The 15,962-nt window shown below is 65.8% G+C and carries 16 protein-coding genes and 1 pseudogene; 3 read left to right on the top strand and 14 right to left on the bottom strand.

All coding sequences use genetic code 11. The annotated features are described in order from the left end of the window. Positions 1 to 32: 32 nt before the first annotated feature. Positions 33 to 202, bottom strand: a pseudogene (locus tag E4K65_RS48425) (ABC transporter substrate-binding protein); the annotation flags it as partial. 194 nt (positions 203 to 396) lie between these two features. Here E4K65_RS48425 and E4K65_RS46870 point away from each other — a divergent pair. Both E4K65_RS46870 and E4K65_RS01905 read left to right on the top strand, forming a co-directional pair. Further along, positions 397 to 570 (top strand): hypothetical protein, encoded by a 174-nt coding sequence (locus E4K65_RS46870; RefSeq protein WP_167770449.1) that lies wholly within the window; start codon positions 397 to 399, stop codon positions 568 to 570. 8 nt (positions 571 to 578) lie between these two features. Then, complete coding sequence (locus tag E4K65_RS01905; protein ID WP_235885417.1) at positions 579 to 962, top strand: hypothetical protein; 384 nt, start codon at positions 579 to 581, stop codon at positions 960 to 962. Between the two features lie 331 nt (positions 963 to 1,293). On the opposite strand, the gene E4K65_RS49445 is transcribed toward E4K65_RS01905, so the two are convergent. The 7 genes from E4K65_RS49445 to E4K65_RS01875 form a co-directional block, all read right to left on the bottom strand. Beyond that, the gene (locus E4K65_RS49445; protein WP_283813803.1) at positions 1,294 to 1,428 is read right to left on the bottom strand and encodes a hypothetical protein; all 135 of its coding nucleotides are present in this window, start codon (positions 1,426 to 1,428) and stop codon (positions 1,294 to 1,296) included. A 363-nt stretch (positions 1,429 to 1,791) separates the two neighbouring features. Further along, a complete protein-coding gene (locus E4K65_RS01900; RefSeq protein ID WP_135172658.1) occupies positions 1,792 to 3,288 on the bottom strand; it encodes an ABC transporter substrate-binding protein in 1,497 nt (498 codons plus the stop codon). 54 nt (positions 3,289 to 3,342) lie between these two features. After that, a complete protein-coding gene (locus E4K65_RS01895) occupies positions 3,343 to 4,347 on the bottom strand; it encodes an ABC transporter ATP-binding protein (protein WP_135172657.1) in 1,005 nt (334 codons plus the stop codon). After that, positions 4,344 to 5,357: an ABC transporter ATP-binding protein gene (locus E4K65_RS01890; protein WP_167770448.1), complete on the bottom strand. Its 1,014-nt coding sequence runs from the start codon at positions 5,355 to 5,357 to the stop codon at positions 4,344 to 4,346. Before E4K65_RS01890 ends, E4K65_RS01895 begins: the two co-directional genes overlap by 4 nt. A 2-nt stretch (positions 5,358 to 5,359) precedes the next feature. Continuing rightward, positions 5,360 to 6,253 (bottom strand): ABC transporter permease, encoded by an 894-nt coding sequence (locus E4K65_RS01885; RefSeq protein ID WP_135172655.1) that lies wholly within the window; start codon positions 6,251 to 6,253, stop codon positions 5,360 to 5,362. Next, the gene (locus E4K65_RS01880; protein ID WP_135172654.1) at positions 6,250 to 7,200 is read right to left on the bottom strand and encodes an ABC transporter permease; all 951 of its coding nucleotides are present in this window, start codon (positions 7,198 to 7,200) and stop codon (positions 6,250 to 6,252) included. The genes E4K65_RS01885 and E4K65_RS01880 overlap by 4 nt, the downstream gene beginning before the upstream one ends. 99 nt (positions 7,201 to 7,299) lie before the next feature. Then, positions 7,300 to 8,721, bottom strand: a complete 1,422-nt coding sequence (locus tag E4K65_RS01875) for an amidase (RefSeq protein WP_167770531.1) — start codon at positions 8,719 to 8,721, stop codon at positions 7,300 to 7,302. A 121-nt stretch (positions 8,722 to 8,842) separates the two neighbouring features. Between E4K65_RS01875 and E4K65_RS01870 the strand changes: the two genes are divergently transcribed. Beyond that, positions 8,843 to 9,730 carry a LysR family transcriptional regulator gene (locus tag E4K65_RS01870; protein ID WP_135172652.1) on the top strand — a complete coding sequence of 296 codons (888 nt, stop codon included), beginning with the start codon at positions 8,843 to 8,845 and terminating at the stop codon, positions 9,728 to 9,730. A gap of 4 nt (positions 9,731 to 9,734) precedes the next feature. Here E4K65_RS01870 and E4K65_RS01865 read toward each other — a convergent pair whose 3' ends face one another. The 6 genes from E4K65_RS01865 to E4K65_RS01840 are packed head-to-tail and all read right to left on the bottom strand — an operon-like array spanning position 9,735 to position 15,905. Further along, a complete protein-coding gene (locus E4K65_RS01865; protein ID WP_135172651.1) occupies positions 9,735 to 10,670 on the bottom strand; it encodes a carbohydrate kinase family protein in 936 nt (311 codons plus the stop codon). Positions 10,671 to 10,675: 5 nt separating this feature from the next. Further along, the gene (locus tag E4K65_RS01860; RefSeq protein WP_135172650.1) at positions 10,676 to 12,322 is read right to left on the bottom strand and encodes an FGGY-family carbohydrate kinase; all 1,647 of its coding nucleotides are present in this window, start codon (positions 12,320 to 12,322) and stop codon (positions 10,676 to 10,678) included. A 38-nt stretch (positions 12,323 to 12,360) separates the two neighbouring features. Continuing rightward, complete coding sequence (locus E4K65_RS01855; protein ID WP_135172649.1) at positions 12,361 to 13,134, bottom strand: SDR family NAD(P)-dependent oxidoreductase; 774 nt, start codon at positions 13,132 to 13,134, stop codon at positions 12,361 to 12,363. 40 nt (positions 13,135 to 13,174) lie between these two features. Next, complete coding sequence (locus E4K65_RS01850; protein ID WP_027546273.1) at positions 13,175 to 14,182, bottom strand: ABC transporter ATP-binding protein; 1,008 nt, start codon at positions 14,180 to 14,182, stop codon at positions 13,175 to 13,177. Positions 14,183 to 14,198: 16 nt separating this feature from the next. Beyond that, positions 14,199 to 15,029, bottom strand: a complete 831-nt coding sequence (locus tag E4K65_RS01845; RefSeq protein ID WP_135172648.1) for a carbohydrate ABC transporter permease — start codon at positions 15,027 to 15,029, stop codon at positions 14,199 to 14,201. A 3-nt stretch (positions 15,030 to 15,032) separates the two neighbouring features. Continuing rightward, on the bottom strand, positions 15,033 to 15,905 hold the full coding sequence (locus E4K65_RS01840; RefSeq protein ID WP_135172647.1) for a carbohydrate ABC transporter permease: 873 nt from the start codon (positions 15,903 to 15,905) through the stop codon (positions 15,033 to 15,035). Between the last annotated feature and the right edge of the window lie 57 nt (positions 15,906 to 15,962).

The raw sequence follows: 15,962 nt of genomic DNA, 5'->3' as shown, positions 1-15,962 counted from the left end.
ATTGAGATACAGGCTGCTCGTTGATCGCAACGCAGCCCTGCGGCCTGGGCGGCCGGATCGGAGATGAAGCGGATCGTCACCTTCGACAAGCTTGATCGCCGAGGCGTTGCGGTAGTCGGCCCATTGTTGAGCTGATCGAGGAGCCCTTGACCCAGGCGCCGAGCTGGTACGGCCCTGTCCCGACCGGCTGCGCGACGTCGGTCGCCGTGCCCCTGGCTCGCAACACACGCTCGCGGGACTATTTGCGCAACATTGACCCCGACGACACCGAGACACAGTGGGAAGCCGACAACTTGAAATAAAAAGTGAAAAGAAGAGCGGGGATATTCCTCAAAGCTGACTTGATTTATCTCTCCGCTCGCTTTCCTGGCGCAACTAATTGATGAGTAAGCAGTGATGACTGATCAGCAATTAGCCCTGGAAGCGATTAGCAACGCGCAACTCATACTGGAAGAATACCTTCAGCCCTGCCCCAAGGATAATGCGCTTATCCTTGAAAAGCTGGTGGAAGTCCTCGAACGGCCTGCCTTGATCGTTGCCGTAAGTCGATTGCAGCAACAGGGCAATTGAGCGCGCCCATGAGCAAACCGCTTCAATCGCTGGCTTTAATCGTTTGCATTGCTGCGCTCTCATTGCTCGAAATGACCAGCGTGCATGCCAAGCAACAATGCAGCACCGCCATGCCGCCAAATCCGCAAGGGCAATACTGGTCCTATCGTCTCATCGACGGACGAAAATGCTGGTACGCGGGTAAGCCCATGCTGTCGAAAGCATTGCTGGAATGGCCTATGGAGCAGTCCCCCAAACTCACTGCTCGCGGAGAAGCGACAGGCATTGTCATGGCCAGCAAGCCCGGCAATCCCCTGGATGCACGAGCGTTGGCACTGAAAGAGGGCCCTGACACTTTTGAAGAGCGATGGCGTGCCAGGATCAACTCCAGCTCAAACACAGGGCATGACTGACCGATACTAACGACCTGAGCGATCCTGCATCCCGCTTATCGTTGGCGAGGACTTTCGACCGCCTGTTCGCGGCCGTGCGCTTGGTTACATCATGCAATCACGCGCCTGAGTTCATCCAGAACAACGCCCCTGCGCAACTCGTGCGCAGCAGCCGTCAAATGAGAGCCTACGATCAGACCGAGGCGCCTTAAAGTCAGGAGAGCAACGGGGTCACACAGCTCGATAGAAAGCCCGGCTCCCAATATCGCAAGGGCGCGTTGCTCATCCGCGTCGAGATCAGTCCACAAGATGCCTTCCATCGACGCGCCTAAAAATTGTTCCCAAGGGTATCTCAGAACCCAAACGCGTGCCTGATCTGCCGCAGCATGATGATGGCCGCGTCGGTGTACCGACCGTTGGTTAGGAATCGATCCACTTGCGCTGTGGTCATCAGCGCCACAACTGCCACCGTAAAGCCCTTAAACATTGGGCCTCTCCTGAAAGAGACCGCCAACCGGGCGTGTTGAAATATCCAACCGTTCTTAGAATGCGCTGCCGCTTATGGCGACGAGCTATATGCGAATGGTGACATTGACGGGTAACCAGTTCCTTAACGAGCGCGATGTCTGGATGGGCGCCCGTGGGCTGCGGCGAGGGCTCCAGAGACCGCCACTGGATGGCCGGCTTAAAATCGCGCTCTCCGCGAATTCATCTCGCGAGATTCGTGCGCTGAGACAGACCCCTCACCCTTGCGAGTCAGTGTCTACCCGCGTCGCCGCCCTCTCCCCCAAGGGGAGAGGGCACAGCAACGAGCCGCGCGCCCCGAACGATGTGGGTGCCCCTGCGCCTCCTACTCCCAATACCAGGTCGAGAAATCGTTCTCGAACTGCGGGACTTCCTTCCAGACGCCCTTCAGCTTCTTGTTGGTGATGGTGATGAGCTGCGGCTGGAACAGGTAGGCGGAAACGGCGTCGGTCGCCAGCATGCGCTGGGCGTCGCCGAGCAGCTTGGCGCGGGCGGCTTCATCCGGCGTGGAGACGATCTGCTTGTAGAGAGCGTTGAACGCCTCGTTGTTGTAGCCGAGGTAATAGTCCTGCTCGGTGATCTTGACGAGATCGAACGGCTCGACATGGCTGACGATGGTGAGGTCGAAATTGTGCGGACCATTGCCGGCGAACACCTGCGACAGCCATTGCGCCCATTCGACGTTCTCGATCTTGGCGATGATGCCGACCTTGGCGAGCTGGGCCGCCGCGATTTCGCCGCCCTGCCGCGCATAGGACGGCGGCGGCAGCTTGAGCGAGAGCTCGAGCGGCGTGGTGACGCCGGCTTCGGCGAGGAGCTTCTTTGCCTTCTCGGGATCGTAGGGGTTGATGCCGGTGGTATCGACGAAACCGAGCGCGCCCGGCACGTAAAAACTGCCAATCGGCGTGCCGAAGCCGTCGACGGCACCGTCGATCATGGCCTTGCGATCGATCGCGGCGAGGATGGCGCGGCGCACGCGGACGTCATCGAGCGGCTTCTTGCGGTGGTTGATCGCGACGATGGTCTTGGCGCGGGAGCCGCCGACCTGGACGTTGAAACGCGGATCGGCCTTGAACTGCGCGATGGTGCGCTGGGCCGCGACGCGCGGAAACGCGTCGACGTCGCCCGAGAGCAGCGCCGCGGTCTGCGCGGACGGATCGGAGATGAAGCGGATCGTCACCTTCGAGAGCTTGATCGCGGCGGCGTTACGGTAATCGGCCCATTTGGTCAGGGTCATCGAGGAGCCCTTGGCCCAGGCGCCGAGCTGATAGGGCCCGGTGCCGACCGGCTGCGTGACATTGGTGGCAGCGCTCTTCGGCTCGACGATCGAAGCGCTCGCCTGTCCCATCAGGAACGGCAGGTTCGGCTCGGAGTTTTTCAGGGTGATCACGACCGTGTCGGCATCGGGCGCGGCAACGGATTCGAAGCTCTGGAACAGGCTCTTGTCCTTGTTGGTGCTGGTGGGCACCCCGTTACGCTCGAACGAGAATTTCACCGCGGCGGAGTCGAACGGCTCGCCATTGTGGAATTTGACGCCCTTGCGCAGCTTGAAGGTGTAGGACTTCAGGTCGGGCGAAGCAGTCCAGCTTTCCGCCAGCAGGGGCGAGGTGGAGCCGTCCTCGTTGATCTTGGTCAGCGTCTCATAGATGTTGTAGAGCGTGACCTCGGCGATCGCGGCAGCGGCCGCGTTGGTGGGATCGAGCCCCGGCGGCTCCAGCGCCATCGCCATGACGACGCTGTCTTTCTTGCTTTGGGCCAGCACCGGCAGCGGCGCCGCGACAAGCGCGGCAGTGAGTGCGACGATGGATAGTTTCCTGAACATGCGTAACTCCCCTGCCTTCTCAATTCCCAGTCTACGCCAATCCTGCGCCCGAGACTAACCCTCCGCGGCAGGCGGCGGCAACGCCATCACGGCTTCCGCCTTGTGGCAGGCGGCGAGATGCGCCCCGCCCACCTTGCGTAGCTCAGGCAGGACCTCGCGGCAATGCTGGTCGGCGAGCGCGCATCGCGCGACATAGGGACACCCCGTGGCGGCCGCCGATTGCGAGGCGATTGCCTGCGCCCCGCGCCGGCGCCGGCCGCCGCCGGCGCGCGCCCGCGGCACGGCATCCAGCAGCGCCCGCGTATAGGGATGGGCGCAGCGCTCGAACAGATCCTCCGGCCGCCCCTGCTCGACGATCCGGCCGAGATACATCACCGCGACCTCGTCGCAGAGATAGTCGACGACGGCGAGGTCATGGCTGATCAGGACATAGCTCAGCCCGAACTGGTCCTGGAGATCCTGCATCAGGTTGAGGACCTGGGCCTGCACGGAGACGTCGAGCGCGGAGACCGGCTCGTCGGCGACGATCAGCTTCGGCTGGGTGATCAGGGCGCGCGCGATCGCGATGCGCTGGCGCTGGCCGCCGGAGAATTCGTGCGGATATTTGTCCATGTCGGCATCGCGCAAGCCGACCTGGCGCAGCACCGCGGCGACGCGTTCCCGGAACGTGGTGCGATCAGCGCCGTCCAGCACGGTCAAGGGTTCGGCGACGATGCGCGCGATGGTCTGGCGCGGATCGAGCGAGCCGTAGGGGTCCTGGAACACCATCTGGAAATCGCGGCGGGCGCGGCGCAGCTCGTCGGCCGGGAGGCGGTTGAGATCGCGGCCGAGCAGCGCGACCTGCCCCGACGTCGGCCGCTCCAGCGCCATCACGACGCGCGCAAAAGTGGACTTGCCAGAGCCGGACTCGCCGACGATGCCAAGGCTCTTGCCGGCGGCGACCTGCAGGCTGACGCCGTTGAGCGCGCGCACCTGCCCGGGCGGACGGAACAGGCTCTCGCGCGGCAGCGTGTAGCGCTGCTCGAGATCCCTGACGTCGAGAAGCGGCGCGGCGGTCATGCGGACAGCGCTCCGACATTCGCGGCCATCGAGACATCGGTGCGCACGCAGCGCACGCCATGGCCGGCGCCGACTTCGACCATCGGCGGCAGCGCGGTGCGGCACCGATCGATCACAAGCGGACATCGTTCGGAGAAGGTGCAGCCGGCCGGAAGATCCGCGAGCTCCGGCACGGTGCCCGCGATCGTCGTCAGCCGTGTCCCCTTGCGCGCGCCGAGCTTCGGCCGGGCGCGGAACAGGCCCTGCGTGTAGGGATGGCCCATGCGGCGGAACACCTCGTCGGTCGGCCCGCTCTCGACCACGGTGCCGCCATACATCACCATCATGCGCTGCACGTTCTCGGCGATGACGCCGAGATCGTGCGAGATCAGGATCATCGACATGCCGCGCTCCTCGACGAGATCGGCGATGAGGTCGAGGATCTGGCCCTGGATGGTGACGTCGAGCGCGGTGGTCGGCTCGTCCGCGATCAACAGATCGGGCTCGCAGGCGAGCGCCATGGCGATGGTGACGCGCTGGCGCTGGCCGCCGGAGAACTGGTGCGGATAGGCATCGATGCGCTTTGCAGGGTCCGGCAGTCCGACGCGGTCGAGCAAGGCAATCGCCTCTTTCCGCGCCTGCGACGCCGAGAAGTTCTTGTGACGCCGCAGCGGCTCGGCGACCTGGTGGCCGATCGTGTGCATCGGGTTGAGCGCGGTCATCGGCTCCTGGAAGATCATGCTGATGCGGTTGCCGCGCAGGCGGCAGTAATCCGCATCCGCAAGCCCGGCGAGCTCGCTGCCATCGAGCTTGATGCTGCCGGTGACCACGGCGCTGTCCGGCAACAGGCCCATCAGGGACATCGCGGTGACCGACTTGCCGCAGCCGGATTCGCCGACGAGCCCGAGCGTCTCACCGCGCTTCAGGGCGAAGCTGACGCCGCGCACGGCCTGCGCCGGGCCGCGGCTGGTGTTGAGGCGGACGCCGAGATTGGCAACCTCGATCAGCGGCATGGTGGAGCGCTCAGCCATCGTCATCGCTCCCGCGCCAGTCGTGGATCGAGCAGATCGCGCAAGCCGTCGCCGAGCAAATTGAGGCCGAGCACGGCGACCGCGATCGCGGCACCGGGATAGACGGCGAGCATCGGCGACTGGAACAGCAAGGTCTGCGCATCGTTCAGCATGCGGCCCCAGGACGGCTGCGGCGGCTGCGTGCCGAGGCCGAGATAGGACAGTGCGGCCTCCGCGAGAATGGCGAGCGCGAACTGGATCGTCGCCTGCACGATCAGGATCGACAGGATGTTGGGCAGCACATGTTCGATGGTGATGCGAAACCTGCCCTTGCCCGAGGCGCGCGCGGCCAGCACGAATTCGCGCGCCCAGATCGCGTTGGCCGAGCCGCGCGTCAGCCGGGTCAGCGTCGGGATCTGGAAAATGCCGATCGCGATGATCGAGGTCACCATGCCCGGCCCGACGACCGCGGCGAGCATGATCGCGGAGAGCACGGCCGGAAAGGCGAAGGTGAAGTCGGAGAAGCGCATGATGATCTCTTCGGTCCAGCCGCGCCGCGCCGAGGCGATCAGGCCCAGGCAAACGCCGAAGGTGAGACCGATGCTGACCGCGATGATGCCGACCATGATGGTGGAGCGGGCGCCGGCGAGCAGCAGCGAGACGATGTCACGGCCAAAGGAATCGGTGCCGAGCCAGTGCGCCGCCGATGGCGGCCGGAGCTTCGCGGCGATGTCGATCTCGTAGGGCGACCAGGGCGTCCAGACCAGCGACAGCAGCGCCGAGACGAGCACCAGCAGGCTCAGCGCGCCGCCGAGGACGAAGCTGCGATGGCGCAGCGCGCGGCGCCAGAACGTGCGCGCGGGCAGCGGGCGCGTGGCGACCGGCGCATCCATCGAGGTGGTCAGGGGCGCGCTCACAGGTCGTGCACCTTGATGCGGGGATCGATGAAGGCATAGAGCACGTCGACCACGAAATTGACGATGACGACCATGGTCGCGAGCAGCATCACGCAATTGCGCACCACGATCAGGTCGCGATTGGCGATCGACTGGAAGATCAGGCGGCCGAGGCCCGGCAGGTAGAACACGTTCTCGATCACGATGGTGCCGGCGAGCAGATTGGCGAATTGCAGGCCCATCACCGTCATCACGGGGATCATGGCGTTGCGCAGCACGTGGCGCCACAGCACCTCGCGCTTGCCGAGGCCCTTTGCGCGCGCGGTTCGGACGAAATCCTCGCGCAGCACTTCGAGCACGGCCGAGCGCGTGACGCGGGCGAGGATCGCGGCCTGCACCACCGCGAGCGAGATTGCCGGCAGCAGCAGCGACTTGCCCCCCAGCCAGATGCCGTCCTCCCAGCCGGCGAAGCCGCCCGCCGAGAGCCATTGCAGCCGCACCGAGAACAACAAGACCAGCAGGATTGCGAACCAGAAATTCGGCAGCGCGATGCCGACCTGCGTCAGCGACATCACGCCGACATCGCCGAGCTTGTTGTGGTTGGCGGCGGTGTAGATGCCGGCCGAGAGCGCCAGCGTCACCGTGATCGACATGGCCATGATCGCGAGCGGAATGGTCAGCACCAGCCGCTCCGCGATCAGGCTGGCAACCGGCGTGCCGTAGACATAGCTGTTGCCGAGATCGCCGACGAGCAGGCCCTTGATCCATTGCAGGTAGCGAACCGCCAGCGGCTGGTCGAGCCCGAGCTTGACGGTGAGCGCGCGGACCGCGTCCGGCGACGCGTCGGCACCCATCAGCATCTGCGCGGCATTGCCGGGAAGCGCATCCAGCACCAGGAAAATGATCAGGGATGCGCCGACCAGCGTCGCCAGCAAGGTCAAGACACGTCGGAGGACAAATACGCTCATGCGCGCTCGGGTTCAAAGCTCATCCGCGGCACGATCAACATGTCCGGACGGCGGACGCAAGTCCTTTGCGCGCAAGTGCCTAGCTGCATGCGCATGTCGTCATTCCGGCCAGCGGGACAGGAGGTCGGCGGAGGCCTCGAACAGCGCGCTCACGCGCAGCAATTCCGCATCGCGCCGGAAGCGGCCGACGAGCTGAAGCCCGATCGGCAGGCCGTCGCGGCCGAAGCCCGAGGGAAGGCTGACGGCGGGATGCCCGGTCATGTTGAACAGCATGGTCCAGGGGAACCAGTGCGGCCGGACGCTGTCGAAATGCACGCCGTCGATCTCGATGGTGCCGAACAGATCCTGCTTGATCGGCAGCGCGGTGCGCGTGAGGGTCGGCATCGCCAGGAAGTGCCCGCGCGCAAGCAGCGATTGCACGCGGCGGAACAGCGCGGTGCGCGCGAACATCGCCTCCTGGTAGTCGACACCGCTGACCTCGGTGGCGAGCGCGAGCTGCTTGAGGAAGGCCTCGCTCAGCTCGTCCTTGTGCTCGGCCGCGAGCTTTGCAAAGCGCGTGCGCCAGACGGTGTGGTTGATGGCGCGCCAGATCGGCTCGATGTCGAAACCTTCGCCGGAGAATTCCTCGAGCTCGGCGCCGAGCCCGGCCAGCCGGTCGAGGCTCGCCCTGAAGCTGGCGGCGACCTCGGCGGACACCGGACGGCCCGGCGGCGTCAGGCAGTACAGGATCCTTTGCCCGCGCAGATCGCCGCGCGGGGCCGCGGTGCCGACGAAATCGGGCACGCCAACGCCGATCGACCAGGGATCGCAGGGGTCCTCGCCCGCCATCGCCTGCATCATCAGCGCGGTGTCGGCGACGGTGCGGGTGGTCGGCGTGACGTAGGTCTGGTTGCCGAACACATCCAGCGCCTGGCTGTGCGGGATGACGCCATTGCTCTGCTTCAGTCCGACCACGCCGTTGCAGGCGGCGGGAATCCGCGTCGAGCCGCCGCCGTCGGTCGCGATCGCGAGCGGCGCGATGCCGCTGGCCACGGCAACCGCCGCACCGCCGCTGGAGCCGCCGGAGGAACGGCAGGCGTCCCAGGCATTGCGCGTGCGGCCGAACAGCGGCGAATCCGTCAGGCACTTGCTGCCGAATTCCGGCGTCGTGGTCTTGCCGATCAGGATCGCGCCCTCGGCGCGCAGCCGCGCGACCGCCACCGCGTCCTCGGCCGGCACGTTGTCCTTGTAGGGAACGGCGCCGAAGGTGGTCTTCACCCCCTTGGTGTTGACGATGTCCTTGACGGTAACGGGGATGCCATGCAGCAGGCCGAGCGGCTCGCCGGCCATCATCTTGCGCTCGGCGGCGCGCGCCGCCGCCATCGCCTCGTCGCCGCAGATCGTGATGAAGCAGTTCAACTGGGGCTGGAGCGCCTCGGCGCGCGCGAGCACGGCCCGGGTGATCTCGACGGGCGAGATCCGCTTGTCGGCGATGAGGCCGCGCAGCTCGGTTGCGGACAGCAGGCAGGGATCGCCGTTCATCGTCACATCACGCTCCGAAGCCGGCCCCCGTTGGCCGGCCATTGACAGCCAGAATGACAGTTTTGTTAACTCGCCGTCCAATACGATTTCGGTCGTCAACCCATACGTTTTCGGTATGCCAATGGATCTTCGCCGGCTTCGCTATTTCGTCGCCGTCGCCGAGGCGCGCAGCGTCGGCAAGGCCGCCGAACGGCTGCGCATGGCGCAGCCGCCGCTCTCGGTCCAGATCCGCAAGCTGGAAGCCGAGATCGGCGCGCCGCTGTTCCGCCGCGGCACGCGCGGCATGGACCTGACCGAGGCGGGCCAGGCGCTGCTGGCGCGCGCCAGCGAGGCGCTGGCGCTTGCCGCCGACGGCGCCGAAGCCGCGCGTGCGGTTGCATCCGGGCGGCGCGGCCGGCTGTCGGTCGGCTACATGTTCGTGCTGGCCAATGCGGTGCTGCCGCGCCTGATCCCGGAGCTGCGGCGGTCGATTCCCGGCGTCGACCTCGACTTCGCCGAGCTCAGCGCCTCGACGCGCGAGGCGCGGCTGCTCGACCGCAGCGTCACGGTCGCGCTGTGCATGCCGGCAATCAACCATCCCGAGATCCAGGTGGCACGGATCGGCGCACAGCCCTTCATGCTGGCCATGCCGATCCGCTCGCCGCTCGCCCGTCTTAGTGCAGTGCCGATGGCGAAATTGCAGGGCCGCCCGCTGATCGCGCTGCCATGGCCGGACCACGACCCCGCCTCCTCCGCGGTCGCGGCCTTGCTGCGGCGGCACCAAATCGTGATGCCGATTGCGAGCCGGGTGGAGACGGTGCATTCGGCGATGAGCCTGGTGCTCGCCGGTGAAGGTCTCGCCATCCTGCCAGCTTGCGCGCAGCTCGGCGCACCACGCGGCATCGTGTTCAGGCCGCTGCGCGACGCCACCGACTCCATCGATATCGCAGTCTGCTGGCGGCGGGATTCCCAGAGTCCGCTGATCCGCACCTTCCTCAAATGCGCGGAGAAGGCCGTCGCGCCGATGTGACGGGCTACAAGGGCCAGGTGATCTCATGGCTCCAGGGCGGATCGGCGCCCGGGCGGGTGCAGGTGAGACCGGCGCAATTGGCGGCAAAGGACAGCGCGCGGCGGAGCTCGTCGGCACTGATGGCCTTGAGCTGCTGCCGCGCCAGACGCCCCTGCTTGTGCAGGGCGAACAGCAGCGCCGCCTGGAAGCTGTCGCCGGCGCCGATGGTGTCGGCGACCTCGACCTTGGGCGCGGTGACCTCGATCTGCCCTGCCCCCGCGTGCCAGGCGATGGCGCCATTGTTGCCGAGGGTGATGACGACGAGGCCTGTGCCCTGCCCGAGCAGCATGCTCGCGCGTTGCTGATAGGGCTCGTCGCCGAAGAGATAGGCGAAATCGACGTCCGACATCTTGATCAGATCGGCCTGGCTCGCGAACTCGGCCATGCGCGCGAGATAGGCCGGCTTGTCCTTGACGAGGTTGGGGCGACAGTTCGGATCGAGGGAGATCGTCGACGACATCAGCGCGTCCGCGATCAGGGCTTTGGTTTCGGCCGCGCCTTGATCGTTGACCAGCGTGGTTGAGCCGACATGGAGGACTTCAACGTCCGCGAAGGGAATCGACCCGCGCCGGTAGGTCCAGTTCCGCGTCGCGGTCTCGGCATCGTAGAAGGCGTAATGCGACTCGCCCGCGACGATGCGCACGAAAGCGAGCGTGGTCTGGCGATCGCTGCGGGTGGCAAGGCCGAGCTCGACATGCGAGGCGACTGCGTGGTCGGCGATCATGCGGCCGAACAGGTCGGTCGAGATGCCGCCGACGAAGCCGGTCGGTGCGCCCAAGCGCGCCATGCCGATCGCGACGTTGAGGCAGGAGCCGCCAACCGCGGGCATCACCGCTTCGCGTCCTTCTGCGTTTCGCGTCGGCACGAAATCGATCAGCGCATCGCCGCAGGATATCAGCATTCGTTTCACCCTCCGGCGATATCTCGCATCGCGGCACGGCTGCCGCGATCGAGCTCGCGCAGCAGCTTGTACACGTCGCGCTTGCGGGAATGAAACGCGGCCATGTCGGGCGCGGTCGGCTCGCTCTTGCGTCCCAGCGCCGACATCTTGGCCATGGTCTCGCCGATCGAAGCATAGGCGCCGCCAGCAACCGCACCTAACATCGCGGCGCCCAGCAGCACCGGCTCCCTGGTCTGCGGCAGCGCGACGGTGAGGCCCGTGGTGTCGGCCATGATCTGACGCACCAGCGGGCTGCGGCTGGCGCCGCCGCCCATGATCATGATGCTGGACCGGACGCCATGCGCGGCAAAGGCCTCGATCACCTCGGCAAGCCCATAGGCGAGCCCACAGAGACCGGCGACGAACAGCCGCTCCATCGAAGCGATGTCGGTGTCGAGATCGAGGCCGGCGATCACGGCGCGGGTGTCAGGATCGGCATAGGGCGAACGATTGCCGATGAATTCCGGGAGCACGTGGACGTCGCGGGCGAGCAGCGCGGCGCGGCTGGCATCGCCGGCGCGTGCGATGATGCGACGCTCGAGGAACTCGATGAGGTCGAGGCCATCGCTCCGCGCAGCCGCGCTCGCCTCGGCAAAGCCCGGATGCGACTTGAGCAGATGGTCGATCGCCGCGCCCGCGGCCGACTGCCCGCCCTCGTTGAGCCAGAAGTCCGGCACCATGCCGGAATAATAGGGGCCCCATACGCCCGGCACGAAGCAGGGCTCCTTGGTCGTCGCCATGATGCAGGCCGACGTTCCCATGATGTAGGCGAGGCGGTCGCTGACATCGCTCGTCCCGCCAGACCCATCGCGGCCGCCGATCGCGCCGATGCCGCCGGCATGGGCGTCGATCAGCGAGGCACCGACCGGCGTTCCCGGCGTCAGACCGAGCTCGGCCGCGGCCGCGCCGGTGAGACCTGCGCCGAGCCGCGTGCCCGGCGCGACGATCTCGGTGCCGATGCGGGCGTATTTCTCGTTGACGAAGTCGGACAGCCCGATGCGCTTGAAGAATGGTGCGCTCCAGCCGCCGCCGTCATGGGCGAGATAATTCCATTTGCAGGTGACGGTGCAGGTCGAGCGTTGCAGCGCGCCGGTTGCGCGCCAGGTCAGGTAGTCTGCCAGATCGAAAAAATGGCCTGCGGCGTCGAAGCTCGCGCGCAGATGCCGCTTCAGCCACAACAGTTTCGGCATCTCCATCTCGGGTGAGATCGAGCCGCCGACATAGCGCAGCACCGCATCCTCGGTTTCGTTGATCAGCCGCGCCTCGGCCGTAGCGCGATGGTCCATCCAGACGATGACGTTGCGCTGCGCCTCGCCCGAGGCGCTGACGGTGAGCGGCTCGCCCTGGAGGTCGAGCACCACGAGGGAACAGGTGGCGTCGAAGCCGATGCCGCCGACGCTGTCGGGCGCGATGGCGGCGTCCGCAATCGCCGCCCGCACGGATTTCACGCAGGCCTCCCAGATGTCCTGGGACGACTGCTCGACGATATCGCCGGCCTCGTGCCAGATCCTGATCGGATGCCGGGCCGTCGCCAGCAGCGTGCCGGCCTCGTCAAATACCCCTGCCCGCGTGCTGGTGGTCCCCACGTCGACGCCGATATACGCTCGCGGCATTGTCGCTCCCGGTCGCTCTCGTCAGTTTTGACGCAAGCCTACCAGCAAGTGTAGCCGCCATCCACCAGCACGATGCTGCCGGTCATCAGGCTCGCGGCCTCCGAACTGAGGAACAGCACGACGGAGGCAATCTCCTCGACCTGCCCCATCCGCGCCATCGGGGTTCCGCCGATCCAGGCGTCGTACATTCTCGGATTGCTCTTCACGAAGGCGTTGAGCGGCGTCTCGATATAGGTCGGCGCCACCGCGTTGACGCGGATGCCGCGCGCGCCCCATTCCGCGGCGAGCGACTTGGTCAGATGGTGCACGCCGGCCTTGGACGCATTGTAGAAGCACTGCTCCTGCGGCTTGTTGACGATGAAGCCGGACATCGAGCCGACATTGACGATGGCGCCGCTTTGCGCCTTCAACATGTGCTTGCCGAACTCGCGGCAGCACCAGAAGGTGCCGTTGAGGTTGACGTCGATGACGTTGAGCCAGTGCTCGTCGGTCACGGTCTCCGCCGGCGTCTCGCTGCGGGCGATGCCGGCATTGTTGACGAGGATGTCGACCTTGCCGTGGCGGGCGACGAGGTCATTGGCGACCTCGGCGACGCGCTTGGTGTCGGTCACGTCCATGACCGCGGTCTCCACGTCGAACCCTTTGGCCTTCAGGCCGGCCTTGGCGCTGTCGGCGACCTTGCTGTCGCGGTCGCCGATCACGACCCTGGCGCCGGCCTCGGCCAGCGCCTCGGCGCAGGCGAGCCCAATGCCCTGCCCGCCGCCGGTGATGAACGCGGTCTTGCCGTTCAGCTTGAATCTTTCCAGGTACATGTTGGTTTTTCCGTCTCTTGCCGTCTCTTGCCGTTTCTTGTCAGCCGCGAAGAGCGTTGCCGCTCTCGTCGAAGCGGTGGATGCGCGCGGGCTCCGGCACCAGCGACACGTGATCGCCGGCATGCAGGCTCAATTCGCCGATGTAGCGTGCCGTCAGCATGCCAAGCGGGCCCGCATCGACATAAAGGAACGTGTCGCTGCCGAGATGCTCGGCGACCGCGATCGTCCCCTGCCAACCGCCGGTCCCGTCGCGCTCGATCTTGAGATGCTCCGGCCGCACCCCGATGGTGGCCGCGCCCTGCTGCCTGGCGAGCTCGCCGGTGACGAAGTTCATCTTGGGCGAGCCGATGAAGCCGGCGACGAACAGGTTGGCGGGCTTCTCGTAAAGCTGCAGCGGCGAGCCATATTGCTCGATCTTGCCGCCGTTGAGCACGACGATCTTGTCGGCCATGGTCATGGCCTCGACCTGGTCATGGGTGACGTAGATCGCGGTGGTGCCGAGCTGCTTCTGGAGCCGCGTCACCTCGATGCGCATCTGCACGCGGAGCGCGGCGTCGAGATTGGAGAGCGGCTCGTCGAACAGGAAGGCCTTGGGCTCGCGCACGATGGCGCGGCCGATCGCGACGCGCTGGCGCTGGCCGCCGGAAAGCTCGCGCGGCTTGCGATCGAGATAGGGCGTGAGATTGAGCGTCGCGGCCGCCGCCTCGACCTTGCGGTTGGTCTCGTCCTTGGAAAGGCCCGCCATCTTCAGCCCGAAGCCGATATTGCCGCGCACGCTCATATGCGGATAGAGCGCGTAGGACTGGAACACCATCGAGAGCCCGCGCTTGGCCGGCGGCGTGTCGACGACGTTCTTGCCGTCGATCAGGATCTTGCCGCCGCTGACGTCCTCAAGCCCGGCGATCAGCCGCAGCAGCGTGGTCTTGCCGCAGCCCGACGGCCCCACGAACACCACGAACGACCCGTCCGCAATGTCGAGATCGGCGCCCTTGATGATGTGCACCGGGCCGAAGGATTTCTGCACGTCCTGAAGTGTGATCTGACCCATGATCCGGCAGCCCTTCTTACTTTACCGCGCCAAAGGTGAGCCCGCGCACGAGCTGCTTCTGGCTGAACCAACCGAGGACGAGAATGGGCGCGATCGCCAGCGTCGAGGCCGCCGACAGCTTGGCCCAGAACAGCCCTTCCGGGCTCGAATAGGACGCAATGAACGTGGTGAGCGGCGCAGCGTCCGACGTCGCCAAATTGAGCGTCCAGAACGCCTCGTTCCAGGCCAGGATCAGATTGAGCAGCATGGTCGATGCCAGGCCCGGGATCGCCATCGGCGTCAAGACATAGACAAGCTCGCGGCCGATGGTGGCGCCGTCCATGCGCGCGGCTTCGAGGATGTCGCGCGGGATCTCCTTGAAATAGGTGAAGAGCATCCAGATCACGATCGGCAGGTTGCCGAGGCAGAGGATGAAGACGAGCCCGATGCGGGAATCGAGCAGGCCGAAGGACTTGTAGATCAGGTAGATCGGCACGAGCACGCCGACCGGCGGCATCATCTTGGTCGAGAGCATCCAGAGCAGGATGTCCTTGGTGCGCTTGGTCGGCGAGAACGCCATCGACCACGCCGCCGGGATCGCGATCAGGAGCGCGATCAGCGTCGAACCGCCGGCGATGATGATCGAGTTCATCGCATGGTGCAGATAGTCGCTGCGCTCCTGCACGGTGACGTAGTTCTCGGTGGTCCAGTGGAAGAACAGGAAGGACGGCGGAATGGCGAAGGCCTCGAGCTCTGTCTTGAAGCTTGCCAGCACCATCCAGAGGATCGGGAAGAAGATCAGGAAGCCGAAGAACCACGCCCCGATCGTCGATATCACCACCCGCTGCGTCGTTTCCTTCCGCGCCATTGTTCAAGCCTCCAGGTTGCGGCCGACGATGCGGACAAGGAAGAAGGCGACGATGTTGGCGATCACGACGGCGACCAGCCCGCCGGCCGACGCGCTGCCGACGTCGAACTGGATCAGCGCTTGCGAATAGATCAGGAAGGCGATGTTGGTGGTCTGAAGGCCCGGCCCGCCGCCCGTGGTGACGAAGATCTCGGCAAACACCGTGAGCAGGAAGATGGTCTCGATCAGGATCACCACCGTGATGGGACGCGCCATGTGCGGCAGCGTGATGTAGATAAAAGACGAGAGCGCGCTGGCACCGTCCATCTCGGCGGCTTCCTTCTGCTCCTCGTCGAGCGATTGCAAAGCGGTCAGCAAAATCAGCGTCGCGAACGGCAGCCATTGCCAGGCCACGATCAGGATCACCGCGAGCAGCGGCGCGTCGGTGAACCAGTCGATCGGCGTCAGCCCGACAAGCTTGGCGAGCCAGGCGAACAAGCCGGACACCGGATGCATCAACAGGTTCTTCCAGACCAGCGCGCTCACCGTCGGCATCACGAAGAACGGCGCGATCACCATCAGCCGCACGATGTTGCGGCCGATCACCGGCTGGTCCATCAACAGCGCCAGCGGAATGCCGAGCAGGATGGTCAGCGCCAGCACCGAGCCGACCAGCACCAGGGTGTTCTGGAGCGAAGCCAGGAAGGCAGGATCGGTGAGGAAGTAACGGAAATTCTCAAGCCCGACGAACGCCTCGGAGCCGGGATCGAGCAGGCTGTAATGCAGCGTCGAGAAATAGAGCGTCAGCGCGAGCGGGACGATCATCCAGATGAACAGGAGCCCGACGGCCGGGGTCAGGAGCGCGCGCGCCAGAAACTGCGTCTGCCGGGTTGCCATCCCTGACTTCTCCTCTTGGGGAAGAAGGCGGCCATCCGCCGGGGCTGGGCTGGTGGA

The organism is Bradyrhizobium niftali, from assembly GCF_004571025.1.
Taxonomy (GTDB): Bacteria; Pseudomonadota; Alphaproteobacteria; order Rhizobiales; family Xanthobacteraceae; genus Bradyrhizobium; species Bradyrhizobium niftali.
The sequence above is the reverse complement of the archived record's forward strand: the minus strand, read 5'-3'. Positions and strand labels throughout refer to the sequence as shown.